This window comes from Burkholderia ubonensis, assembly GCF_902833085.1.
In the GTDB taxonomy this organism is placed as follows: domain Bacteria; phylum Pseudomonadota; class Gammaproteobacteria; order Burkholderiales; family Burkholderiaceae; genus Burkholderia; species Burkholderia ubonensis.
Window position 1 is genome coordinate 109858 of record NZ_CADFEB010000008.1, and the last position, 24860, is coordinate 134717.

Genomic DNA, 24860 nt, shown 5'->3' on the forward strand with positions numbered 1-24860 from the left:
AGCCGCCGGTCGATCCGGAGCCGCCGGTTGCAGAGACGAAGCCGCCGGTCGATCCGGAGCCGCCGGTCGCGGAAACGAAGCCGCCGGTCGATCCGGAGCCGCCGGTCGCGGAAACGAAGCCGCCGGTCGATCCGGAGCCGCCGGTCGCGGAAACGAAGCCGCCGGTCGATCCGGAACCGCCGGTTGCAGAGACGAAGCCGCCGGTCGATCCGGAGCCGCCGGTTGCGGAAACGAAACCGCCGGTCGATCCGGAGCCGCCGGTCGCGGAAACGAAGCCGCCGGTCAACCCGCAACCGCCGGTCGCCGAAACGAACCCGGAACTTGTCGTCGATCCGACTGCGGCCGATCGCCCCGTGCTTGGCGCCGCACCGAACGGCACGCCGATCGTCGACATCAACGCACCGAATGGCGCCGGCATTTCCTCGAACCGGTTCCTCGACTACAACGTCGGCCCGAACGGCCTCGTGCTGAACAACAGCGTGAACCGCACGAACACGCAACTGGCGGGTGACATCGACGGCAATGCGCGGCTCGGCGGCCGTTCAGCACGGGTGATCCTGAACCAGGTGGTGGGCGGCAACGCATCGGTGCTCGCGGGCGCGACGGAAGTCGCGGGGCAGCAGGCGCGCGTGATCGTCGCGAACCCGAACGGGATCAGCGTGAACGGCGCGAGCTTCATCAACGCGAGCCGCGTGTCGCTCGTCGCGGGCACGACGGAATTCGACGAGGACGGCGATGTCGCACGGTTCCGGACGAAGAACGGCCGCATCGCGATCGAAGGCGCCGGGCTCGACGCACGCAATATGGATCAGCTCGATCTCGTGTCGCGCAGCTTGACGGTCGATGCGGCGGTGCGCGCGAAGAAGCTGGTCGCGATCGCCCATGAAGGGACGGCGGCGATCGAGCAGCCGAACCTGCGGACGCTCTCCGGTTCGGCGGGCAGCAAGGCGCCGGACGTGGCGATCGACGTGTCCGGATCGGGCAGCCTGCACGCGGATGAGATCGCGCTGGTCGGCGCGTCGGCGAAAACCGGTGTCAGGATCGCCGGCACGGTCGACGCGTCGGCCGGCAGCGTGTCGCTCGCATCGAGCGGCAAGGCGACGATCGAGTCGAGCGGGCGTCTGCAAGGGCAGAGGTTGTCGGTTCTGGGCCCGCTCGACAATCACGGCACGGTCAGCGGCGACACCGTCGAGGTGGCCGGTCACCTCGAAAACGACGGTTCCGTGCAGGGGCGCAGCGTCAGGATCGCCGGCAACGCGACCAATGCCGGCACGCTGCACAGCGACGGCACGCTCGAGATCGCCGGCCGCCTGACCAACGACGGCGACGGCAGCGTCGTCAGCGGGCGCGACGTTCGGATCGCGGGCAACGTCGACAACAAGGGGACGTTGCGCGGCGCCGAGTCGCTGAAGCTCATGGGCGCGTTGACCAACCGCGGCACCGTCGAAGGCGGCGACGTTCAGGTGATGAGCAAAACGGTCAACACCGGCACGCTGCGCGCGACGAAGCTGCTCACCGCGATGGGCGCCGTGACCAACAGCGGCACGATCGAAGGCGGCGACGTCAAGCTCATGGGCAATCTGACCAACGATGGCACGCTGCGTGCGGAGAAGTCGGTCTTTGCGATGAGCAACGTGACCAACAACGGTGAATTGCACGGCGGCGATTCGGTCGTCGTGATGGGCCGCCTGTACAACGGGTTGTCCGGCGTCACGAGCAGCTACGGCAATGTGTCCGCCTTTGGGCGCGTGTCGGGGCCGGGGCGTATCGTCAGCTACATGGCGCGTCCGCTGCCTGCCGACGACGTCCGGTAAGCATCGCTTGCCCGGCTCGCGTCGAGCCGGGCAAGCGGGGCGTCGCGCAGCCGGCGACGCCTTCCACCCGCGGCACGATCCGCAGCAAAATTCGCGCCGGAGCAGGGCGGCATCGCTCCGGCGCGATGCGCTATCCGCAGCACATCCTATCGCACGCATTTGCACGACCGTTCGTGCTGCATGTCGGGCGATCGCTATCGGCTGCATTGAAAAAGCCAATTGGGGGATGTTTTCCCGAGCGCCTAGATTACACAGCACGATGCCGGCGGCAGGTGCCGCGCTGCGCGCATCGTTCCCCACAATCGATCATCCGGTCCGACGCATCGCTGCGCGGGCGCAATGCACGGAGGCGCAGATGGCTCAGCTCAAAGGCAGCAAAACCGAAGAGAACCTGAAATATGCGTTCGCGGGCGAATCGCAAGCGAACCGGCGCTACCTGTATTTCGCATCGAAGGCGGACGTCGAAGGCCAGAACGACATCGCCGCGCTGTTCCGCTCGACCGCCGAAGGCGAGACCGGGCACGCGCACGGCCACCTGGAATATCTCGAGGCGGTCGGCGATCCTGCGACCGGGCTGCCGTTCGGTTCGTCGCGGCTGAACCTGCAATCGGCGATCGCCGGCGAGACGCACGAGTACACCGACATGTATCCGGGCATGGCGAAGACGGCCCGCGAGGAAGGCTTCGACGAAATCGCGAACTGGTTCGAGACGCTGGCGAAGGCCGAACGCAGCCACGCGAACCGCTACACGAAGGCGCTCGACGCGCTCGTCGACTGACCCGCGCGGGCCGGCCGGCCCGCCATGCGCCTGACGTTCGACGCCGCACCGCCGCGCCGCCGCCCGCATCGCGCGGGCGGCGCGCGCGCATGCGCCTCTCCGTCCCGCTGGAGCGCCCCATGCCACACAAGGAAGGCAGTCTCGAAGCCCCGACCCGGCATCCGCTCGACTGGCAGTCCGACGCGTTCTACGACCAGGCGGCCATCGATGCCGAGATGACCCGCGTGTTCGACATCTGCGCGGGCTGCCGCCGCTGCGTGTCGCTGTGCGGGGCGTTTCCGACGCTGTTCGATCTCGTCGACGAGACGGAGACGGGCGACATCCACGAAGTGCCGAAGGACGCATTCGGCAAGGTCGTCGACCAGTGCTACCTGTGCGACCTCTGCTACATGACGAAATGCCCGTACGTGCCGCCGCATCCGTGGAACGTCGATTTCCCGCACCTGATGCTGCGCGGCAAGGCGGCGCGCTACCGGCGCGGCGACGTGAAGCTGCGCGACAAGGTGCTGTCGAACACCGACGCGCTCGGCCATTTCGCGGGCATCCCGATCGTCACGCAGGCCGTCAACGCGGTGAACCGCACGCCGCCCGCGCGGCACGCGCTGGAAGCGGCGCTCGGCGTCGACCGCAAGGCCTGGCTGCCGGAATTCGCGCCGCGCAAGTTCCGGCGCGCGGCAAAGCGCTCGGACGGCCATCCGGTGCGCGACGGCGAGCGCACGCCCGGCAAGGTCGCGATCTATGCGACCTGCTACGTGAACTTCAACGAGCCCGGCATCGGCCACGACCTGCTCGCGATCCTCGCGCACAACGACATTCCGTACGAGCTCGTGACGAGCGAGGCGTGCTGCGGGATGCCGCTGCTCGAACAGGGCAACCTCGCGGGCGTCGCCGCGAAGAAGGACGAGAACATCCCCGTGCTCGAGCGCTACGCGCGCGACGGCTACGCGCTGATCGGCGCGATTCCGAGCTGCGTGCTGATGTACAAGAGCGAGCTGCCGCTGATGTTCCCCGGCGACGCCGCGGTGCGCGCGGTCGCCGACGCATTCTGGGATCCGTTCGAATACGTGATCGCGCGGCATCGCGACGGCCTGCTGAAGACCGATTTCAAGACCGGTCTCGGCACCGTGTCGTATCACGTGCCGTGTCATGCGCGCGTGCAGAACATCGGCCGCAAGACCGCCGACGTGCTGTCGCTCGTGCCCGAGACGCGCGTAAACGTCGTCGAGCGCTGCTCGGGCCATGCGGGCACGTTCGGCGTGAAGAAGGAATTCCACGCGGACGCGATGCGGATCGGCGGGCCGGTGTTCAAGTCGATGGCGCAGCCGCAGCCGGACTTCGTGTCGTCCGACTGCGCGCTCGCGGGCCATCACATCGTGCAGGGCATCGACGAGGCGGGGCTCGCGCAAGCGCCGCTCGCGCATCCGCTCACGCTGCTGCGTCGCGCGTACGGCATTTGATCCAGATCAATCAAGGATCGGAAAAGGACAACTCATGACGCTCACCCGCGATTCGCTGCTGACGCTCGAAGCGTACGCGAAGATCCGCAAGGCCGAACATGCGCGGCTCATCGAGCACAAGCGACGGCGCGCGGTGCAGCTCGGCAATCACCTGCGGTTCCTGTTCGAGGACGAGACGACGATCCGCTATCAGGTTCAGGAGATGCTGCACATCGAAAAGATCTTCGACGAGGCGGGCATCGAGGGCGAGCTGGACGCGTATCGGCCGCTGGTGCCCGACGGCGGCAACCTGAAGGCGACGATGCAGATCGAATACGCGCACGAGGCCGAGCGGCGCGCGGCGCTCGAGCGGCTGATCGGCGTCGAGGATCGCGTGTTCCTGCAGGTCGACGGCCACGCACCGGTCTATGCGATCGCGGACGAGGACCTCGATCGCGAGACGGACGAGAAGACTTCCGCGGTGCACTTCGTGCGTTTCGAGTTCGACGCGCCGATGCGCGCGGCGCTGAAGCAGGGCGCGGCGCTGTCGATCGGCTGCGATCATCCGGGCTACACCGTGCCGGCACGACGCATCGAAGAAGGCGTGGCGGCATCGCTCGTCGGAGACCTGCGCTAGCTGCGCGACAAGGTTCGGCATATTGCAAGCGCCTGCGCGCCACTGCATCGAAACATGCAGTGGCGCTTCGTTACATTCGCATTCCTGCAATGACGCGTGCGGCGTCACATCCCTTTCACTGTCCGGCGAGAAACAATATAAAGATTGTGCACAAGGAAAAGTTCAATCAAGCGCAATCGAATGAATTACCGATCGGAAAATATCTCGTTACGAATTTTCCGTGAATTACCGATTTTGAGGCATTGATCCGGTGAATATTACTGGAAGGGGTCGGAACCGTATCGGCGGCACTGCCGGGCGAGCGCGGCAGGCATCCCGAACAGCCCCGCCAGACGGGGCTTCACGGGCGGTCGAATAAAGTTTACGTAAAGAAATTCATCTATAAATTTGATCTTGATCGATTCCATGTTGTTTCATTGCGTAACATAAAGTCATTGTCATATTGAGATAAACCCTAGGGATGGTATGCTTCGTCGACAAATTTTTCCGCAATGGAGTGAGACCGGGATCCGTGCGTTATTGCCGAGATTCGCGGCACCGCCTTAGTGCGTGTTGCGATGGCATGCACAACCCGAACAACCATAACGTGCAACCTGGCCGCCCCGCGAGCGATCGCGACGGCGCCGCCAATCGCAGCCCGGCCTGGCTGCGTGGAGAGATCTACTATGTTCTTCGATGAGCTAAACGATGAAGAGTGGGTTCGTCTTTCGACGCTGATCGCCGATGAACCGATTCGGCTGAATCGTCGTGGCCGTCCGCGCGCGGAACCGCGCGTTGTCGCCAATGCGGTGCTCTGGATCCTGACGACCGGCGATGCATGGTCCAAGCTGCCCGGCCGCTATCCGTCCGGGCCCACGTGTCGCCGCCGCTACGAGGAGTGGCTCGCGAACGGGACGCTGCTGCAGATGATCGACGTGCTGACCCAGTTCAGCGGCCGCACGTTCGCGTACGTCCCGCCGCCGCCGGTGCCGGTCGTGCCCGCGCGCCGCGCCGAACCCGCGCCGGACAACGACCGCCTGCGCGGCGTGTTCTGGCAGAACCCGGAATCGTGGCAATTGCCGCAATTGCAGGGCATGCAGGCAAACGTTTGGCACCGCGACGATGCGGCATCGCGCTGCGAAACGGACGTGCCGGCGCAGCCGGCGTTCATCGTGCCCGGCGCGCCTGCCGCCGCCGAGCCGGCCGCGGGCCTGAGCGAGCGCCATCATTCGCGCGCGTCCACCGCGAGCTTCGCGGCGACCGAGCCGCAGGTGGACACGTATCGCGGCTATACGGTCTACGGCATCGCGCAGCCGGTGCAGAACCTGATGTATCGCGCATGGGCGGAGATCGTGCACGACGAGCGTCGCGTCGAGCGTTCCGGCCTGATCGGCCCGCGTTTCACCGACGCCGAGGAAGCGGAGCAGTACGCGCTCGAATGGGCGCGGCAGTGGATCGACCGGCACGGCGCGGGCGACGAGCCGGCGCGCGCGCCGCAGAGCGTGCCCGTGCTCGCCGGGCTGTCCGCGCTCGCGCGGGCGGAGTCGGACATCAAGCGCTTCATCGCCGAGCGCCACTCGGCGTCGCTCACCGACGGCCGCAACGATCCGGTGCAGAGCGACCGGCTCGCCTATCGGGTCGGTTGAGTCCCGCGCGCGGCGCATGGCGTGCCGCGCGCGATGCCGCAACAACACGACAAGGGCGCCGTCGTCGACGGCGCCCTTGTTCATCCGGCAATCGTCACTGCCGTCCGTAGGTATCGTCGAAGCGCACGATGTCGTCCTCGCCGAGGTACGAGCCCGATTGCACCTCGATCAGCTCGAGCGGCATCTTGCCCGGGTTTTCCAGCCGATGCGACACGCCGAGCGGGATGTACGTCGATTCGTTTTCCGACAGCAGGAACGTTTCGTCGCCGCGCGTGATGCGCGCGGTGCCGCGCACGACGATCCAGTGCTCGGCGCGGTGATGATGCATCTGCAGCGACAGCCGCGCGCCGGGCTTCACGACGATGCGCTTCACCTGGAACCGCTCGCCCGTGTCGACCGAATCGTAATGGCCCCACGGGCGATGCACCTTGCGGTGGTCGGTCGCTTCCGCGCCGCGCTCCGCCTTGATGCGGCCGACGATCTTCTTCACGTCCTGCACGCGCGATTTGTCGGCGACGAGCACCGCGTCGGGCGTCTCGACGACGACGAGGTTCTGCGTGCCGACGCAGGCGACGAGCCGGCCTTCCGAATGCGCGAACGTGGAGGCGGCGTCCTCGAACAGCACGTGGCCGCGGCCGACGTTGTCGGCGTCGTCCTTCGGCAGGATCTGCCAGATCGCATCCCACGAGCCGACGTCCGACCAGCCCGCGTCGAGCGGCACGACGACGCTCTCGCAAATCGGCTGCTCGGACGCGAGCGGCTCCATCACCGCGTAGTCGATCGAGTTGGACGGCGACGCGGCGAACGCGTCGCGATCGACGCGGAAGAAGTCGCCGTCGGCCTTGCCTTGCGCGACCGCCTGTTCGCAGGCCGCATGGATCGCCGGCTCGAAGTGGCGGATCGCTTTCAGCCACACCGACGCGCGCATGATGAAGATCCCGCTGTTCCACCAGTATTCGCCGGATGCGACGTACTGCTGCGCGAGTTCGAGATGCGGCTTCTCGACGAAGCGGTCGAGGCGCCGCACGTCGAGATCGCCGGATGCGTCGCCGCCGAGCGGGGCGCCGACGCGGATGTAGCCGTAGCCGGTTTCGGCATGGTCCGGCACGATGCCCATCGTCGCGATGCTGCCTTGCGCCGCGCAGCGCACGCCGGCGGCGACGGCCGCGTGGAAGCGCGGCAGGTCGGCGACCGCGTGGTCGGCCGGCATCACCGTCATCACCGCATCGCCGCTGTCGGCGACGATGCGCAGCGCGGCGAGCGTCAGCGCGGGCGCGGTGTCGCGGCCGAGCGGCTCGAGCATGATCGACGCGCGCTTGCCCGTGACGCGCAACTGTTCGGCGGTCGTGAAGCGATGGTCCTCGCCGCAGACGATCAGCACGTCGTCGCTGAGCGGATGGCCGCTCGACAGGCCGTCGAGGCGGCACGCGGTCGCCTGCAGCAGCGAATGGTCGCCGAGCAGGCCGATCAGCTGTTTCGGATAGTGCTCGCGCGACATCGGCCACAGGCGCGTGCCGGAGCCGCCGGCAAGGATCACCGGCTGCACCGCGACGCGCGCGCCGGCAGGCGCGGCGGCGGAAGAAGATTGGCGCGTATCGGCTGTCACGGCCGGAGCATTCATGATCGCACTCCTCGTTTGATGTCAATGCCTGCCGTTGTAGCATGAAGTAAATCGACAATAAAACCGTGGAAGCGCGTTTGATATTCGTCGATCGCCCGGAAGGGAAAAATTTTCCAGATGTCGGAAGGCGCAAATAAAAAATAAAAAAATAATTCGGAAAATTCGGGTCTGATTCCCGTCCATCATGGCTTTCAGGGCGATTCTACCGATTCGTGAACATCTTTATCGTTTCTCGATCCGGGAAAAGGTGCCGATATAAATCGTGTTCCGGCGCGCAGTAATTACCGATTAATTTTCGAAATACTTGTGCGCTTGCCGGAGGAATTTTCTTACCTGTTCAATAACGCCATGCAATGTTGGATGCGAATGCGCGGCACGGGCTGCGCAAGGAGCGGTTCGGCAAACGCCTGTCCAGAGAGGAAGCGAACATGTTGAGCGTGCTGGCGAGAATCATCGATATCGCGATGGTCGTGGCGGGAGCCGTGATCGCCGCCGCGCTGCACGACGGGCGCAGCGTATGGCTCGACGATCTGCAACGCACGATGGTGCTGTTCGACTGCGTGCTCGTCGTCGTGTTTTTCCCGGCGTTCGGGATCTACCAGTCGTGGCGCGGCAAGCGGCTGATCGGGCTGATGGGGCGCGTCGCGTTCGCGTGGCTCGTGGTCGAGCTCGCGGGCATCCTGATGAGCTTCAGCTTTCACCAGGCGGGCCAGCTGTCGCGGCTCTGGCTCGGCTACTGGGCGCTCGCGACGATGGGGCTGCTCGCGGCGTCGAAGGCCGGCGTGCATGCGGTGCTGCGCCAGCTGCGGCGCGGCGGCTACAACCACCGCGCGGTTGCGCTGGTCGGCGGCGCGCCGGCGACGCGGCGGCTGATCGCGCAGATGCGCGCACGGCCGGAGGCCGGCTTCAATCCGGTGTGCGTGTACGACGAAAGCGCGTCGCCCGGCGAAGCGATGCTCGACGACGTGGCGATCGAGCGCCGCTTCGACACGCTCGTGCGCCTCGTGCGCAGCCGCATGATCCGCGAACTGTGGCTCGCGCTGCCGCTGTCGGAAGAGCCGCAGATCAACCGGATCGTGACGGTGTTCCGCAACGACTTCGTGAACATCCGCTTCATCCCGGACGTGCGCGCCGTGTCGTTCTTCAACCAGGAAGTCGTCGAGCTGCTCGGCGTGCCGGCGATCAACCTCGCGGCGTCGCCGATCACCGACGTGCGGATCCTGCCGAAGTTCGTGTTCGACCGGCTGTTCGCGCTGAACGCGCTGATGGTGCTCGCGCCCGTGATGCTGCTGATCGCGCTGCTGATCAAGGCGACCTCGCCGGGGCCCGTGTTCTTCCGGCAGAAGCGCAAGGGCATCGACGGCAACGAGTTCGAGATCTACAAGTTCCGCTCGATGAAGGTGCACCACGAGACGGCGGGCACGGTCACGCAGGCAACCAAGAACGACACGCGCGTGACGCCGGTCGGCCGCTTCCTGCGCCGCACGAGCCTCGACGAGCTGCCGCAGTTCATCAACGTGCTGAAGGGCGAGATGTCCGTCGTCGGCCCGCGCCCGCACGCGCTCGCGCACGACGACATCTACAAGGATCTGGTCAAGGGCTACATGTTCCGCTACCGGATCAAGCCGGGCATCACGGGCTGGGCGCAGATCAACGGCTTTCGCGGCGAGACCGACCAGGTCGAGAAGATGATGGGGCGCGTGAAGCTCGATCTCTACTACATGCAGAACTGGTCGTTCTGGCTCGACATCAAGATCGTCGCGCTGACGCTCTGGAAAGGCTTCACCGGCAGCAACGCGTACTGAGCGGGCAGGCTGCCTGCCCCGAATTTCGAATCACTGGTCAAGAGGTCGACACATCATGAATCTGACTATCATCGGCAGCGGTTACGTAGGTCTCGTCACCGGCGCCTGCCTCGCCGACATCGGGCACGACGTGTTCTGTCTCGACGTCGATCAGCGCAAGATCGACATCCTCAACGGCGGCGGCGTGCCGATCCACGAGCCGGGCCTCAAGGAGATCATCGCGCGCAACCGCTCGGCGGGCCGCCTGCGCTTCTCGACCGACGTCGAGGCCGCGGTCGCGCACGGCGACGTGCAGTTCATCGCGGTCGGCACGCCGCCCGACGAGGACGGCTCCGCGGACCTGCAGTACGTGCTCGCCGCCGCGCGCAACATCGGCCGCTACATGACCGGCTTCAAGGTGATCGTCGACAAGTCGACCGTGCCGGTCGGCACCGCCGAGCGCGTGCGCGCGGCGGTCGCCGACGAGCTCGCGAAGCGCGGCGGCGACCAGATGTTCTCGGTCGTGTCGAATCCGGAATTCCTGAAGGAAGGCGCGGCCGTCGACGATTTCACGCGGCCGGACCGCATCGTGATCGGCTGCGACGACGACGTGCCGGGCGAGCGCGCGCGCGAGCTGATGAAGAAGCTCTACGCGCCGTTCAACCGCAACCACGAGCGCACGCTGTACATGGACGTGCGCTCGGCCGAGTTCACGAAGTACGCGGCGAACGCGATGCTCGCGACCCGCATCTCGTTCATGAACGAGCTCGCGAACCTCGCGGACCGCTTCGGCGCGGACATCGAGGCGGTGCGGCGCGGGATCGGCTCCGATCCGCGCATCGGCTACCACTTCCTGTACGCGGGCTGCGGCTACGGCGGCTCGTGCTTCCCGAAGGACGTCGAGGCGCTGATCCGCACCGCGGACGACCACGGCCAGTCGCTGCAGATCCTGAAGGCGGTGTCGTCGGTGAACGCCGGGCAGAAGCGCGTGCTCGCCGAGAAGATCGTCGCGCGCTTCGGCGAGGACCTGACGGGCCGCACGTTCGGCATCTGGGGCCTCGCGTTCAAGCCGAACACCGACGATATGCGCGAAGCGCCGAGCCGCGCGCTGATCGCCGAGCTGCTGTCGCGCGGCGCGCGCGTGACCGCCTACGACCCGGTCGCGCAGCACGAGGCGCAGCGCGTGATCGCGCTCGATCTCGCGAGCCACCCGAGCTGGCTCGAACGCCTCGCGTACGTCGACGACGAATCGCAGGTCGCGCGCGACGCCGATGCGCTCGTGATCGTCACCGAATGGAAGGCGTTCAAGAGCCCGGATTTCACCGCGCTCGGCCGGCTGTGGAAGTCGCCCGTGATCTTCGACGGCCGCAACCTGTACGAGCCCGACGCGATGAGCGAGCAGGGCATCGAATATCACCCGATCGGGCGGCCGGGCTCGCGCCAGGCACTCGCCGCACGCCGTTCCGGAGCCGCCCGCGCGAACGCGTGAGGCCGGTCATACGCCATGTTCCGAAACATCCTGATCGTCTGCCACGCCAACGTCTGCCGCAGCCCGGCCGCGGAGCTGCTGTTCAAGTCGCATGCCGCGTCGCGCGGCGGGCCGCGCGTGGCGTTCCACTCGGCGGGCGTCGATGCGAACGTCGGCGAAGGCATCGATCCGGTGATGCGCCGGCTGCTCGCCGAGCGCGGCGTCGATGCGACGACGCATCGCTCGCGGCGCCTGTCGCGCAACCTCGTGCGCGAAGCCGACCTGATTCTCGTCAGCGAGCGCGCGCAGATCGCGGCGGTCGAGTCGGTCGACCCGTTCTCGCGCGGCAAGGTGCACCTGCTCGGCAAGTGGGAAGACGCCGAGATCGCCGATCCGCACGGCGGCCCCGAGGCCGGCTATCGCCGAAGCTACACAATGATCGAACGTCTGGTTCAAGGATGGCTGCAAAAACTATGCTGAATCGTACGCTGCGCCCCGTGGCGCTTGCCGTTGCGCTGACGACGCTCCTGTCGGCCTGCGCAACCGCGCCGGGCAACTACCTCGATGCGTCGCGCCTGAAGGAAGAGGAGCGCGCGCAACCGTCCGAGACCTACACGGTCCACTACATCGACGCGAAGCTGATCATGGACCAGCTTCAGCAGCAGCGCGTGTCGCACCCGCTGCCGCCGTCGCGCTTCACGGACCCGTCGCAATACGTGTACCGCATCGGGCCGCAGGACATCCTCGGCGTGACGGTGTGGGACCACCCCGAGCTGACGACGCCGCAGGGCCAGTCGTTCTCGAGCGGCGGCAACACGACGCAGACGGTCGCCGGCGCGCTGCAGCAGCCGTATACGACGGCGCTGCCGGGCCAGGCCGATCCGTACGGCCAGACGGTCGGCGCGGACGGCACGATCTTCTTCCCGTTCGTCGGCCGCATCCGCGCGGCGGGCAAGACGATCGTGCAGGTGCGCGACGAGCTGGCCACGAGCCTTGCGCGCTACGTGAAGAATCCGCAGATCGACGTGCGCGTGCTGTCGTTCCGCAGCCAGAAGGTGCAGGTTACCGGCGAGGTGAAGCAGCCGGGCCCGCTCGCGGTGAGCGACGTGCCGCTCACGCTCGTCGACGCGATCTCGCGCTCGGGCGGCTCGACCTCCGAGGCCGACCTGCAGCGCGTGCGCCTGACGCGCGACGGCAAGTTCTACACGCTCGACGCGAACGGCGTGCTCGATCGCGGCGAGGTGTCGCAGAACGTGATGCTGCAGCCGGGCGACATCGTCAACGTGCCGGACCGCAGCGACAGCCGCGTGTACATCATGGGCGAAGTGAAGACGCCGGTCGCGGTGCCGATGATGAAGGGCAAGCTGACGATCGCCGACGCGCTGACGTCGGGCGGCGGCATCCTCGATACCGACGCGAACCCGCGCAAGATCTACGTGATGCGCGGCACGCGCGACAACCCGACCAAACCGGAAGTGTTCCGGCTCGACATGACGCAGCCTGACGCGCTGATGCTGTCGAGCCGCTTCCAGCTGCAGCCGCTCGATGTCGTGTACGTCGACACGGCGGGCTCGGTGCAGTTCAACCGCGTGCTGCAGCAGGTGCTGCCGACGATCCAGACGATCTTCTACATGAGGCAGATCACGCGCTGACGAATCGCGGGACGGCTCGGCCGTCCCGGCCCAACTCAAGCGGGAACGTATGGTGAACACGCAAGCGAAACAATCCTACGCGGGCCTGGCCGCGAAGACCGAGGAAGAAGACGTCGTGCTCGGTCAGCTGATCCAGGTGATCTTCGACGATTTCTGGACGCTGCTCGGCATCGCGGTGACCGTCGTCGCGCTCGCCGGCCTCTACTGCTTCATCGCGAAGCCGGTGTACCAGGCCGACGTGCACGTGCGGGTCGAGGGCAACGACAACACGTCGCAGGCGCTCACGCAGACGCAGACGGGCGCCGTCATCAACAGCGGCCCGCAGCAGGCGCCGACCGACGCGGAAATCGAGATCATCAAGAGCCGCGGCGTCGTCGCGCCGGTCGTCGAGCAGTTCAAGCTGAACTTCTCGGTGATGCCGAAGACGATCCCCGTGCTCGGCAGCCTCGCCGCGCGCTTCGCGACGCCGGGCGAGCCGGCCAACGCGTGGCTCGGCCTGAAGTCGTACGCGTGGGGCGGCGAAGTCGCCGACATCGACACGGTCAACGTCGTGCCGGCGCTCGAAGGCAAGAAGCTGACGCTGACCGCGGGGCCGAACGGCACCTACACGCTCGCGGACGCGAACGGCGGCCGGATCCTCGCCGGCCGCGTCGGCGAGGCCGAGCAGGGCGGCGGCGTGACGCTGATGGTGTCGAAGCTGGCCGCGCGCCCGGGCACGCAGTTCACGGTGGTCCGGTACAACGACCTCGACGCGATCGCCGGGTTCCAGGCCGGCATCCAGGTGACCGAGCAGGGCAAGCAGACCGGCGTCGTGCAGATCTCGCTCGAAGGCAAGGACCCGGAGCAGACCGCGTCGATCGCCAACGCGCTCGCGCAGTCGTACCTGAACCAGCACGTGATCGCGAAGCAGACCGAAGCGACCAAGATGCTCGACTTCCTGAAGAGCGAGGAGCCGCGCCTGAAGTCCGACCTCGAGCGCGCCGAGGCCGCGCTGACCCAGTACCAGCGCACGTCGGGCTCGATCAACGCGGGCGACGAGGCGAAGGTCTACCTCGAAGGCAGCGTGCAGTACGAGCAGCAGATCGCGGCGCAGCGCCTGCAGCTCGCGTCGCTCGCGCAGCGCTTCACCGATTCGCATCCGCTCGTGATCGCCGCGAAGCAGCAGCTCGGCCAGCTGCAGGCCGAGAAGGACAAGTTCGCGAACCGCTTCCGCAGCCTGCCTGCGACCGAGGTGAAGGCGGTCCAGCTCCAGCGCGACGCGAAGGTCGCCGAGGACATCTACGTGCTGCTGCTGAACCGCGTGCAGGAGCTGTCGGTGCAGAAGGCGGGCACGGGCGGCAACATCCACCTGATCGACTCGGCGCTGCGCCCGGGCGACCCGGTCAAGCCGAAGAAGGTGCTGATCCTGTCGGCCGCGGTGTTCCTCGGGCTGATCCTCGGCACGGGCATCGTGTTCCTGCGCCGCAACATGTTCCAGGGCATCGAGGATCCGGACCGCGTCGAGCGCATGTTCAACCTGCCGCTGTACGGCCTCGTGCCGGAAAGCGCCGAACAGGTGCGGCTCGACGCGCAGGCCGAGAAGAGCGGCAGCCGCGCGCGGGCGGTCCTCGCGAGCCTGCGGCCGAAGGACCCGAGCGTCGAGAGCCTGCGCAGCCTGCGCACCGCGATGCAGTTCGCGCTGATGGACGCGAAGAACCGCGTGATCGTGCTGACCGGCCCGACGCCGGGCATCGGCAAGAGCTTCCTGGCGGTCAACCTTGCGGTGCTGCTCGCGCACTCCGGCAAGCGCGTGCTGCTGGTCGACGCCGACATGCGCCGCGGCCTGCTCGACCGCTACTTCGGCCTCACGCCGCAGCCGGGCCTGTCCGAGCTGCTGAGCGACCAGTCGCCGCTCGAGGACGCGATCCGCGAGACGCCGGTGCCGGGCCTGTCGTTCATCGGGGCCGGCACGCGTCCGCCGAACCCGTCGGAGCTGCTGATGTCGGCGCGCCTGCCGCAGTACCTCGAAGGCCTCGGCAAGCGCTACGACGTGGTGCTGGTCGATTCGCCGCCGGTGCTGGCCGTGACCGACGCGACGATCTTCGGCCGCATGGCGGGCTCGACGTTCCTCGTGCTGCGCTCGGGCATGCATACCGAAGGCGAGATCGGCGATGCGATCAAGCGGTTGCGCACCGCGGGGGTCGACCTGCAGGGCGGCATCTTCAACGGCGTGCCGCCGAAGGCGCGCGGCTACGGCCGCGGCTATGCGGCCGTGCACGAATACCTGAGCGCCTGACCGGCTGGAGACTCGACGATGAAAATTTCCGTGCTCGTTCCGACCTACCGGCGTCCGGCCGATCTCGCGCGCTGCCTGCATGCGCTGCAGCGCCAGGCGCGGATGCCCGACGAGGTGATCGTGGTCGCGCGCCCGGAAGACGACGCGACGCACGAGCGCCTCGCCGATCCGTCGGTCGGCGGCACGCTGCCGCTGCGCGTCGTGCCGGTCGACGTGCCGGGGCAGGTCGCCGCGCTGAACAAGGGCCTCGACTCGGTGCACGGCGACATCGTCGCGATCACCGACGACGACGCCGCGCCGCATCCCGACTGGCTCGCGCGCATCGAAGCCGCGTTCCTTGCCGATCCGCGCGTCGGCGCGGTCGGCGGGCGCGACTGGGTGCACGAGAAGGGCCGCCTGCTCGACGAATCGCGCGAGCTCGTCGGCCAGCTCACGCTGTCCGGCAAGATCATCGGCAATCATCATCTCGGCGTCGGCGGCATGCGCGAAGTCGACACGCTGAAGGGCGCGAACATGAGCTTCCGGCGCGCGGCGATCGAGCGGCTGCGCTTCGATACGCGGCTGCGCGGCGCGGGCGCGCAGGTGCACAACGACATGGCGTTCAGCATGCGCGTGCAGCGCGCCGGCTGGACGCTCGTCTACGACCCGGCGATCGCGGTCGATCACTTTCCGGCCGAGCGTTTCGACGACGACCGGCGCGACGCCGCGTCGCTGAACGCGATCAGCAACGGCGCGTACAACCTGCATCTGACGCTGCGCGAGCATCTGCCGACGATCCGGCGCGAGGTCGCGTGGTGGTGGTGGATGCTGGTCGGAACCCGCGTGTACCCGGGGCTCGCGCACCTGCTGCTGTCGCTGCATACCGCGCGGCGCGACCGCGTGCGCGACCACTGGCGCGCGGTGCGGCGCGGCGCGCGCGACGCCCGCCGCGCGACCCTGGCCTCCCACCGTGCGGCGATGCCGCCGGTGACGTCTTGAACGGCCCGCGCGCATCTTGCGCGGCCAAACCCGGAGGGCTTGAATTGAAACGACCCCCACGCTCACTTCGTTCGCTGCCCCCCGAGGGGGCGGTCAGCCTCCTTGGGGCGGCCCGGCGGAGGCTGACATGACTGCGACGAAAGTGCACGTCCATCTGTTTTACGGCGCCGATCCGCGCACGTACCGCAAAGGCGACGACATCGGCTGCCTGTACGGCTATCACCACGCCGAATCGGACGAATTCACGCTGACCTATTCGCAGGACGCGCGCGAGAACCGTGTGGTCGGGATCGCGCGCCGCGCGCTGAAGGCGGCGCTCGGCTTCGACGTCGTGCATGCGTGGCGCAACCGCGCCGCGCTGATCGGCACCGACGTGATCTGGACGCACACCGAGCAGGAGCACCTGGCCGCGTCGCTGATCCTGAAGCTGGCGGGCGAGCGGGGCAAGCGTCCGCTGCTGCTCGCGCAGAGCGTGTGGCTGTACGACAAGTGGAGCGGCTACGGCCGCCTGCGCCGCTGGCTGTATCGCACGCTGCTCGCGCGCGCCGACGTGCTGACGACGCTCGCGCGCGACAACGCCGAGCTGTGCCGCCGCTACCTGCAGCGCGACGCGCTGTTCGTCCATTACGGGCTCAACACGCAGGATTTCCCGATCGGCGAGCCGCAGCAGTGGACGCCGAACCGGCCGCTGCGCATCGCGGCGATCGGCAACGACCGCGATCGCGACTGGCGCACCTTCCTCGCCGCGTTCGGCGGCGACGACCGCTACGACGTGCGGCTCGCGACGCGCCGGCGCGTGCCGCGCGAATGGCGCGCGCCGAACGTGAAGATCGGCTCGGCGTCCGGGCTCGCGAAGCAGCACGAGCTGTATGCATGGGCCGACGTGATCGTCGTGCCGCTGCGGCCGAACTTCCATGCGTCGGGCATCACGGTGATGCTCGAGGCGGCCGCGGTCGGCAAGCCGATGATCGTGTCCGACGTCGGCGGGCTCGCCGACTACTTCCCGCACGATACGGCCGCGTACGTGCCGCCGTTCGACGCGCAGGCGATGCGCCAGGCGGCCGACGGCTTCGCGGCGGACCCGCGCCGCGCGCTCGCGACCGCGCAGGCCGCGGCGGCGCAGTTGCGCGAGCGTGACCTGACGACGCAGGCGTTCGCCGCGCAGCACGTGCGGATCACGCGCGACCTGCTGCGCCAGCGCCGCACGCCGGCGGCGGCCGGCATGGCGCTGCCGCTCGCGGATTCCCGTCCGTCGTCGTCGCGATGAGCACGGGTGCGATGAGTACGTCGATCGCTGCCGCCGAACCGTCCCGCGCGCGCCGCCGGTTTGGCGAGCCGAAGCACTGGGCCGGGCAGGCCGGGCTGTGGACCCTGACGGCCGCGCTGATCGCCGCGCACCAGGGCTCGGTGCTGACGCTCGCGTTCCCGGTGCTGTCGATCGCGGTGGGCCTGTGGCTGTATTTCAAGAGTCCGGCGCGCTACGTCGGCTTCATGTGGTGGGTGTGGTTCCTGAGCCCCGAGGTGCGGCGTCTCGCCGACTGGTCGAAGGGCGCGTTCACGCCGACGAGCCTGATCCAGGTCGCGCCGCTCGCGGTGACGATGATCGCGGGCCTCGGCCTCGTGCGCCATTACCGCGTGCTCGCGCAGCGGCGCGGGATACCGGTGCTGCTGATCCTGTTCGGGCTCGCGTACGCGTACCTCGTCGGCATCGTGTCGAGCGGCGTGATGGCCGCGACCTACGATCTCGCGAACTGGGTGTACCCGCTGCTGATCGGCTTTCACATCATGGTCAACGCGCGCGACTATCCCGAGTATCGCGACGTGCTGCTGTCCACCTTCATGTGGGGCATGCTCGTGATGGGTGCATACGGCGTCGTGCAGTACTTCCTGATGCCGCAGTGGGACGTGCTGTGGATGGTCGGCTCGCAGATGGGCTCGCAGGGCGAGCCCGTGCCGTACGGCGTGCGCGTGTTCAGCACGATGAACTCGTCGGGGCCGTTCGCGTTCGCGATGATGGGCGCGCTGGTGTTCGTGCTCGCCGCGCCGCAGAAGATCCGCTGGGTGGCGGGGGCGATGGGCTTCCTCTCGTTCGCGCTGTGCCTCGTGCGCTCGACGTGGGGCGGCTGGGTGATCGCGCTCGCGATCCAGCTCGTGCAGTCGAGCAACCGCGTGCGGATGCGGATCATCGTCAGCGGGCTCGTGCTGGCCGGGCTGTGCGTGCCGCTGCTGACCGTCGGGCCGGTCGCCGACCGGCTCGGCGCGCGCCTGCAGTCGATCACGAACCTGAAGGACGACCGCAGCTACGACGACCGCAACAAGTTCTACGCGACCTTCGCGCAGACGGCGTTTACCGACGTCGCCGGCGAAGGCATGGGCGCGACCGGCGCATCGACCAAGCTGTCGAGCGACAGCGGCGAGCTCGGCAAGTACGGCAGCTTCGACAGCGGCGTGATGAACGTGCCGTTCGTGCTCGGCTGGCCCGGCACGCTGCTGTATCTCGCGGGGCTCGTGCTGCTGCTCGGCCGCACGCTGCGCGCGGCGTTCAGGCTGCGCAAGGACAAGTTCGTCGGCGCCTGCCTGAGCCTGTGCCTGTCGGTGTTCGCGATGCTCGTGTTCACGAACTCGCTGATCGGCACGGGCGGGCTGCTGCTGTTCACCGCCATTTTTTCGATTCTTTCCGCGGCGCACTGGCAGAAGGCCCGGCGCCAGTCATCCGCCGCGGCCTTAACGGGAGCCGACCATTGAGAATCGCGATCGTCACGCATGTCGTGCGTCATAACGACGGGCAGGGCCGCGTCAACTACGAGATCGCCCGCGCGGCGCTGGCCGAGGACTACGAGGTGACGCTCGTCGCGTCGCACGTCGCGCCCGAGCTGCTGGCGAACCACCGGGTGCGCTGGGTGCCCGTGAAGGTCGGGCGCTTCTGGCCGTCGAATCTCGTCAGGCAGCAGGTGTTCGCGCTGAAGAGCGCGTGGTGGCTGCGCGCGCATCGCGGCGAATACGACGTGCTGCACGTGAACGGCTTCATCTCGTGGATCAGGGCCGACGTGAACACCGCGCACTTCGTGCACGGCGGCTGGTTCAAGAGTCCGTACTATCCGTTCGGGCCGACCAAGGGCCTGTGGTCTGCCTACCAGTACGTCTATACGCGCGTGAACACCGCGCTCGAACGCTGGGCGTACCGGCGCTCGCGCGCGATCACCGCGGTGTCGCAGAAGGTCGCCGACGAGATCCGCGGGCTCGGCATCGACGGCGGCAAGATCGACGTGATCTATAACGGCGTCGACGCCGGCGCGTTCGCGGATGCGCAGCCCGACCGCGCGGCGTTCGAGCTGCCGGCCGACGCGTTCCTGCTGCTGTTCGTCGGCGACCTGCGCACGCCGCGCAAGAACCTCGGCACCGTGCTGAAGGCGCTGACGAAGCTGCCGGAGAACGTGCATCTCGCGGTCGCGGGCTACCTGCCCGGCAGCCCGTATCCGGACGAGGCGCGCGCGCTCGGGCTCGGCAAGCGCGTGCATTTCCTCGGGCTCGTCAGGAACATGCCGACGCTGATGCGCTCGGTCGACGCGTACGTGTTTCCGTCGCGCTACGAGGCGATGAGCCTGTCGCTGCTCGAGGCGATGGCGGCCGGCCTGCCGGTCGTCACCGCGCGCACCGCGGGCGGCGCCGAGATCATCACGCGCGAGTGCGGGATCGTGCTCGACGACCCCGACGATCCGGCCGCGCTCGCGCAGGCGATCGGCACGCTCGCGGCGTCGCGCGACGCGTGCCGCGCGATGGGCGCGGCGGCGCGCGACCTGATGTCCCGTTTCGGCTGGGCGCACATGGGCGCCCAGTATGTCGCGCTTTATCGGCGCATCGGCCAACCCTCGCAGCCGACCGCCTTCGGGCATGTCGAGCATGCAGTCACGCAGGAGCAATCGTGATGTCTCATTCCCCCCGGCCGATCAAATCGCTGCAGATCGGCATGCACTGGTTTCCCGAACGTGCGGGCGGCCTCGACCGGATGTATTACTCGCTCGTCGGCGCGCTGCCCGGCGCGGGCGTCGCGGTGCGCGGGCTCGTCGCGGGCTCGGAGCAGGTCGCGAACGACACCGGCGGCGCGATCCGCGGCTTCGGCCCGGCCGAGCAGCCGCTCGCGCGCCGGATGCTGGCCGCGCGCCGCGCGCTGCGCGACGTGATCCGCACCGAGCGGCCCGACGTGATCTCGTCGCATTTCGCGCTGTACACGTTCCCCGGCCTCGACGTCACGCGCGGGATTCCGCAGGTGTCGCATTTCCAGGGGCCGTGGGCCGACGAGAGCCAGGTCGAGGGCGCCGCGTCGCTCGGCCAGCGCGCGAAGCGCTATCTCGAGCATGCCGTGTACGCGCGCTCGTCGCGGCTGATCGTGCTGTCGCAGGCGTTCGGGCAGATCCTGACGAGCCGCTACGATATCGATCCGGAGCGCGTGCGCGTGATTCCGGGCTGCGTCGACACCGCGCAGTTCGACACGCCGCTCGCGCCCGCTCAGGCGCGGCACAAGCTGCAGCTGCCGCAGGATCGGCCGATCGTGCTCGCGGTGCGGCGGCTCGTGCGGCGCATGGGGCTCGAGGACCTGATCGACGCGATCGGCCTCGTCAGGCGCCGCCATCCGGACGTGCTGCTGCTGGTCGCGGGCAAGGGCAAGCTCGCCGAGGAACTGCAGCAGCGGATCGACGCGGCCGGGCTGCAGGACAACGTGAAGCTGCTCGGCTTCGTGCCCGACCATCATCTCGCGGCGCTGTATCGCGCGGCGACGGTCAGCGTCGTGCCGACGGTCGCGCTCGAAGGCTTCGGGCTGATCACCGTCGAATCGCTCGCGTCCGGCACGCCGGTGCTGGTCACGCCGGTCGGCGGGCTGCCGGAGGCGGTCGCCGGCTTGTCCGACGATCTGGTGCTGCCGTCGACGGGCGCGGACGCGATCGCGGAAGGGCTCGGCGCGGCGCTGTCCGGCGCGATCGCGCTGCCGGACGAAGCCGCGTGCAAGCGCTATGCGCGCGATCACTTCGACAACTCGGTGATCGCGAGGCGCGTCGCCGGCGTCTACGACGAGGCGATCCAGGCCGGTTGAGCGCCGCTGCGTTCGTCGTCAGCGCGCGCGTTTCAGCGTTGCCGCCCAGAATGCGAGCGCGGCGACGCTGACCGCCGCGCCGAGCACGCACACGCCGGCCCAGCCGGCGTGTGCATATACCAGCGTCGACGCGATCGCGCCGAGCCCGCTGCCGACCGAGTAGAACAGCATGTAGCAGCCGACGAGGCGCGCGTGCGCGTCCGGGCGCGCGCCGAGGATCATGCTCTGGTTGACGACGTGAATCGCCTGCCCGCCGATGTCGAGCAGGACGATGCCGACGATCAGCAACGGAATCGACGACGTCGTGAACGCGAGCGGCAGCCACGACGCGACGAGCAGCACCAGCGCCGCGCCGGTCGTCGCCTGGCCGAGGCCGCGATCGGCGAGCCGTCCCGCGCGCGCGGCCGCTGCCGCGCCCAGCGCGCCGACGAGGCCGAACGCGCCGATGGCCGTATGCGACATCGCATGCGGCGGCGCGCTGAGCGGCAGCACCAGCGCACTCCAGAAGATGCTGAAGGCCGCGAACATCAGCAGCGCGAGCATGCCGCGCACCTGCAGCACGCGGTCGCGGCGCAGCAGGAATCCCATCGATGCCAGCAACGCCGCATAGCCGATGCGCTCGCGCGGCGCGCGCGCATCGGGCAGCAGCCGCGACAGCACGACCCCCATCACGATCGCGAGCGCCGCCGACGCGAGATAGACGGCGCGCCAGCCGGCGAGATCGGTCACGAAGCCGGCCAGCGAGCGCGCGATCAGGAGCCCGATCACGACGCCGCCCTGCGCGGCGCCGACCACGCGCCCGCGCTCGCCGTCGCCCGCGAGCGCCGCCGCGCACGCGATCAGGCCCTGGGTCATCGCGGTGCCGAGCAGCCCGACGCCGGCCATGGCGGCCAGCAGCCCGACGCGCGACGACGACGCGGCGACGCCGATGCACGCGGCCGTCAGCAGCGCCAGCTGCACGGCGAGCAGCCGCTTGCGGTTCAGCAGGTCGCCGAGCGGGACCACGAACAGCAGCGCGAGCGCGCAGCCGAGCTGCGTCGCGGTGATGACGCCGCCGACTTCGGCATGCGGTATCGCGAAGTCGCGCGCGATCGAATCGAGCAGCGGCTGTGCGTAGTAGACGTTCGCGACGCTCGCCGCGCAGCAGGCCGCGAGCAGCGCGACGCGCGCGGTCGACAGGCGGTTGCCCGCGGCGTCGGCGTCGGGCGCGCGACCGGCCGGCGCTGAAGTCACGGAAGTATCCATCGTTGCTCCTCGTGCAAAGTAGTTGCAATTTGAAACTTGTGTGAGTGTAGGAAAAGAAGTTTTAAAATGCAACTTGTTGACGTGTGAGCGGAGGAACGGATGGCCAAGCAGAAAAGTCTTGCGGATTCGCCGTGCCCGGTGGCGCGGGCGACCGACATCGTCGGCGACCGGTGGGCGCTCCTGATCGTGCGCGACGCGTTCGACGGCGTGCGACGCTTCGGCGATTTCCGTGCGAGCCTCGGCGTGGCGAGCAACATCCTGTCGGACCGGCTCAGGATGCTGGTGGAGGCCGGCGTGTTCGAGGTCGTGCCGGCGTCGGACGGCACCGCGTACCAGGAGTACGCGCTGACGAAGAAGGGCGAGGGGCTGTTTCCGGTGATCGTGATGCTGCGCCAGTGGGGCGAAGCGAACCTGTTCGAGCGCGGCGAGCCGCATTCGGTGCTGGTCGACCGCCAGACCGGCCGCGCGATCCGCAAGCTGGCGCTGCGTCACGACGACGGCCGGCCGCTGAAGGCGGCGGAGACGGTCGTCAGGAAGGTCGGCGGCGGCGATGCTGCAACGCCGCGCTGACGCGGCGCATTCATTTCCGGCATTCGGCCGGCATCGTTCAAGGACCGCTTGCCGTCACTCGATGGCCCGCGCCGCGCGACCGCCGCGCGGCACGCCATGCGCGTCCGGCCGGACGATCGTGGCCAGCAGCGCCGCCACGACCAGCAGCGCGGCCGATACGGCGACCGAGGCTCTGAGCCCGCCCACGACGTGCGGCGCGCCGCCGCCGGCGAGCGCGCCGAACGCCGCGACGCCCATCGCACCGCCGGCCTGTCGCGCGGTGTTCAGCACGGCGGACGCGACGCCCGCGCGTTCGGGTTCGACCGACGCGAGCACGGCCGTCGTCATCGCGGGCACCGCGAAGCCCATGCCGGCCGGAATCAGCAGAAACGGCACGAGCAGCGCGGCCAGCGGCGTCGACGCATCGACGAAGTGCAGCGCGCCATAGCCGAGCGCGGCGACGAGTGCGCCCCAGGGCCTGTTCCCGCTAATAACGGGCTTGCGCTGGCCGCCAGAAGGGCCGAGCGCAAGGAATGGGACGTAGCGAATACCGGGCGTATTCGCAAGGAGCATGACGCGGCGATCGGCCCTTCTGGCGGCCAGCCCCACAAATGAATTTTTTAATCACGGGAACGTGCCTTGCCGGCCGTATTGCGGCGTCGCGCGTCGCTTGTTTGGCTCGGCCAAACGGCGCTCCTTGCTCCTTGCACTACGACCGGCAAGGCACGTTCGCAAGCCCGTTATTAGCGGGAACAGGCCCTGGCATCGGCAGGCGCGGGCCGTGACGCGCGACCGCGCGGCCGCTCGCGAGGTTCGACAGCAGGAAGCCGCCCGTCAGCGGCAGGAACGCGAGGCCGGCCTGCAACGGCGATTCGCCACGCACGCGCTGCAGGTACAGCGCGAGCACGAAGACGGTGCCGTAGTACGTGAGGTTCACGCAGATCCCGAACAGCACGGCCGCGCTGAACGTGCGGCGCCGAAACAGCGCCAGCGGCAGCATCGGCGCCGTGGCGTGCGATTCGGCCGCGACGAAGGCGAGCGCGGCGAGCGCCGCCAGCGCGAAGCCGCCGGCCACGACCGGATGCGCGAAGCCGAGCGGCCGCCACTCGATCACGGCGCCGGTCAGCGCGGTCAGCATCAGGATCGCGAGCGCCTGGCCGCGCAGGTCGAGCGCGTGCGTGCCGTGCTTGCCGTTCGGGAGCGCCGCCGCCTGCCGCTTTGCCGGCACCCACGCGAGCGTCGCCGCGAGCCCGGCCGCGCACAGCGGCAGATTGACGAGGAAGATGCTGCGCCAGCCCCAGGCGGCGATCAGCAGGCCGCCGACCACCGGGCCCGCGGCGATCGAGATCGCGCCGGCGGCGGTCCACCAGCCGACCGCCCGCGCGCGCAGCCGCGGATCGTGACGGCTCGCGTCGTTGAGCAGCGCGAGCGAGTTGGGCAGCATCGCGGCGGCGCCGACGCCCTGCAGCGCGCGGGCGGCGATCAGCATCGCGGGGCGGGTGGCGGCGCCGCACGCGAGCGACGCGATCGCGAACAGCGCGAGGCCGGCGCCATACATGCGCCGTGCGCCGAAGCGGTCGCCGAGCGCGCCGCCCGACAGCATCAGCACCGCGAACGCGAGCGTATACGCATCGACGACCCATTGCAGGCCGGCGACCGACAGATGCAGATCACCGGCGAGATGCGCGAGCGCGATGTTCACGATCGTCACGTCGAGCTGCGTGACGACGAAGCCGGCGCTGACGGTTGCGACGATGCGCGCGAGCGCGGGCGGGAAGGCGGGAGCGGGGGACCGGCTGTTCATGCGTTCATCGTAGAACGCATGGGCGAGCGACGTTTCACGCCGGCGCGAAGTGTCGATGCGTCGTCAGGGTCGGAGGCGATGCGGCGGGACGCGAACGGCGACGCA

At 68.6% G+C, this 24860-nt stretch carries 19 protein-coding genes and 2 pseudogenes; 16 read left to right on the plus strand and 5 right to left on the minus strand.

Going from position 1 to position 24860, the window contains the following annotated elements; genetic code table 11:
- From HWX31_RS35010 to HWX31_RS22695, 4 genes are all read left to right on the plus strand, one after another.
- The coding region (locus tag HWX31_RS35010) for a two-partner secretion domain-containing protein (RefSeq protein ID WP_244143811.1) at positions 1 to 1814 on the plus strand (1814 nt) is incomplete at its 5' end.
- Positions 1815 to 2169: 355 nt separating this feature from the next.
- Positions 2170 to 2592: a rubrerythrin family protein gene (locus HWX31_RS22685; protein WP_010089086.1), complete on the plus strand. Its 423-nt coding sequence runs from the start codon at positions 2170 to 2172 to the stop codon at positions 2590 to 2592.
- A gap of 119 nt (positions 2593 to 2711) precedes the next feature.
- Entirely contained in the window at positions 2712 to 4049 is a 1338-nt protein-coding gene (locus tag HWX31_RS22690; protein WP_174964553.1) for a heterodisulfide reductase-related iron-sulfur binding cluster, read from the plus strand.
- Between the two features lie 34 nt (positions 4050 to 4083).
- The gene (locus HWX31_RS22695) at positions 4084 to 4665 is read left to right on the plus strand and encodes a DUF3501 family protein (RefSeq protein WP_174964554.1); all 582 of its coding nucleotides are present in this window, start codon (positions 4084 to 4086) and stop codon (positions 4663 to 4665) included.
- Between the two features lie 257 nt (positions 4666 to 4922).
- Here the strand turns inward: HWX31_RS22695 and HWX31_RS22700 are convergent, their stop codons facing one another.
- Positions 4923 to 5072: a hypothetical protein gene (locus HWX31_RS22700; protein ID WP_174964555.1), complete on the minus strand. Its 150-nt coding sequence runs from the start codon at positions 5070 to 5072 to the stop codon at positions 4923 to 4925.
- Positions 5073 to 5330: 258 nt separating this feature from the next.
- On the opposite strand from HWX31_RS22700, the gene HWX31_RS22705 reads away from it, so the two are divergent.
- Complete coding sequence (locus HWX31_RS22705; RefSeq protein ID WP_174964556.1) at positions 5331 to 6290, plus strand: transposase; 960 nt, start codon at positions 5331 to 5333, stop codon at positions 6288 to 6290.
- Positions 6291 to 6384: 94 nt separating this feature from the next.
- On the opposite strand, the gene HWX31_RS22710 is transcribed toward HWX31_RS22705, so the two are convergent.
- Positions 6385 to 7911, minus strand: coding sequence for a mannose-1-phosphate guanylyltransferase/mannose-6-phosphate isomerase (locus tag HWX31_RS22710; RefSeq protein WP_174964557.1), 1527 nt, complete (start codon positions 7909 to 7911; stop codon positions 6385 to 6387).
- A 428-nt stretch (positions 7912 to 8339) separates the two neighbouring features.
- Here HWX31_RS22710 and HWX31_RS22715 point away from each other — a divergent pair, with 428 nt between their 5' ends.
- The 10 genes from HWX31_RS22715 to HWX31_RS22760 all read left to right on the plus strand — a co-directional run bounded on the left by HWX31_RS22715 (position 8340) and on the right by HWX31_RS22760 (position 21157).
- Positions 8340 to 9716: an undecaprenyl-phosphate glucose phosphotransferase gene (locus HWX31_RS22715; RefSeq protein ID WP_174964558.1), complete on the plus strand. Its 1377-nt coding sequence runs from the start codon at positions 8340 to 8342 to the stop codon at positions 9714 to 9716.
- Positions 9717 to 9771: 55 nt separating this feature from the next.
- Entirely contained in the window at positions 9772 to 11184 is a 1413-nt protein-coding gene (locus HWX31_RS22720) for a UDP-glucose dehydrogenase family protein (protein ID WP_174964559.1), read from the plus strand.
- Between the two features lie 15 nt (positions 11185 to 11199).
- Positions 11200 to 11643, plus strand: a complete 444-nt coding sequence (locus HWX31_RS22725; protein ID WP_174964560.1) for a low molecular weight protein-tyrosine-phosphatase — start codon at positions 11200 to 11202, stop codon at positions 11641 to 11643.
- A complete protein-coding gene (locus tag HWX31_RS22730) occupies positions 11637 to 12815 on the plus strand; it encodes a polysaccharide biosynthesis/export family protein (protein ID WP_059759184.1) in 1179 nt (392 codons plus the stop codon). Before HWX31_RS22725 ends, HWX31_RS22730 begins: the two co-directional genes overlap by 7 nt.
- 49 nt (positions 12816 to 12864) lie before the next feature.
- Entirely contained in the window at positions 12865 to 15090 is a 2226-nt protein-coding gene (locus HWX31_RS22735; protein WP_174964561.1) for a polysaccharide biosynthesis tyrosine autokinase, read from the plus strand.
- Between the two features lie 18 nt (positions 15091 to 15108).
- Entirely contained in the window at positions 15109 to 16068 is a 960-nt protein-coding gene (locus tag HWX31_RS22740; protein WP_174964562.1) for a glycosyltransferase family 2 protein, read from the plus strand.
- A 127-nt stretch (positions 16069 to 16195) separates the two neighbouring features.
- Positions 16196 to 17335: a glycosyltransferase gene (locus tag HWX31_RS22745; RefSeq protein WP_174964563.1), complete on the plus strand. Its 1140-nt coding sequence runs from the start codon at positions 16196 to 16198 to the stop codon at positions 17333 to 17335.
- 11 nt (positions 17336 to 17346) lie between these two features.
- Positions 17347 to 18813 carry a glucose-6-phosphate isomerase gene (locus tag HWX31_RS22750; protein WP_174964564.1) on the plus strand — a complete coding sequence of 489 codons (1467 nt, stop codon included), beginning with the start codon at positions 17347 to 17349 and terminating at the stop codon, positions 18811 to 18813.
- Positions 18810 to 19994: a glycosyltransferase family 4 protein gene (locus tag HWX31_RS22755; RefSeq protein ID WP_174964565.1), complete on the plus strand. Its 1185-nt coding sequence runs from the start codon at positions 18810 to 18812 to the stop codon at positions 19992 to 19994. The genes HWX31_RS22750 and HWX31_RS22755 overlap by 4 nt, the downstream gene beginning before the upstream one ends.
- Positions 19994 to 21157: a glycosyltransferase family 4 protein gene (locus HWX31_RS22760; RefSeq protein ID WP_174964566.1), complete on the plus strand. Its 1164-nt coding sequence runs from the start codon at positions 19994 to 19996 to the stop codon at positions 21155 to 21157. The genes HWX31_RS22755 and HWX31_RS22760 overlap by 1 nt, the downstream gene beginning before the upstream one ends.
- An 18-nt stretch (positions 21158 to 21175) precedes the next feature.
- On the opposite strand, the gene HWX31_RS22765 is transcribed toward HWX31_RS22760, so the two are convergent.
- Positions 21176 to 22402, minus strand: a complete 1227-nt coding sequence (locus HWX31_RS22765) for an MFS transporter (protein ID WP_174964567.1) — start codon at positions 22400 to 22402, stop codon at positions 21176 to 21178.
- A gap of 99 nt (positions 22403 to 22501) precedes the next feature.
- Between HWX31_RS22765 and HWX31_RS22770 the strand changes: the two genes are divergently transcribed.
- A complete protein-coding gene (locus tag HWX31_RS22770; RefSeq protein ID WP_174964568.1) occupies positions 22502 to 22972 on the plus strand; it encodes a winged helix-turn-helix transcriptional regulator in 471 nt (156 codons plus the stop codon).
- Between the two features lie 252 nt (positions 22973 to 23224).
- Here the strand turns inward: HWX31_RS22770 and HWX31_RS35400 are convergent.
- Positions 23225 to 23422 (minus strand): annotated as a pseudogene (locus HWX31_RS35400) (MFS transporter); the annotation flags it as partial.
- 292 nt (positions 23423 to 23714) lie between these two features.
- Positions 23715 to 24755 (minus strand): annotated as a pseudogene (locus HWX31_RS22780) (MFS transporter); the annotation flags it as partial.
- Positions 24756 to 24860: the final 105 nt, after the last annotated feature.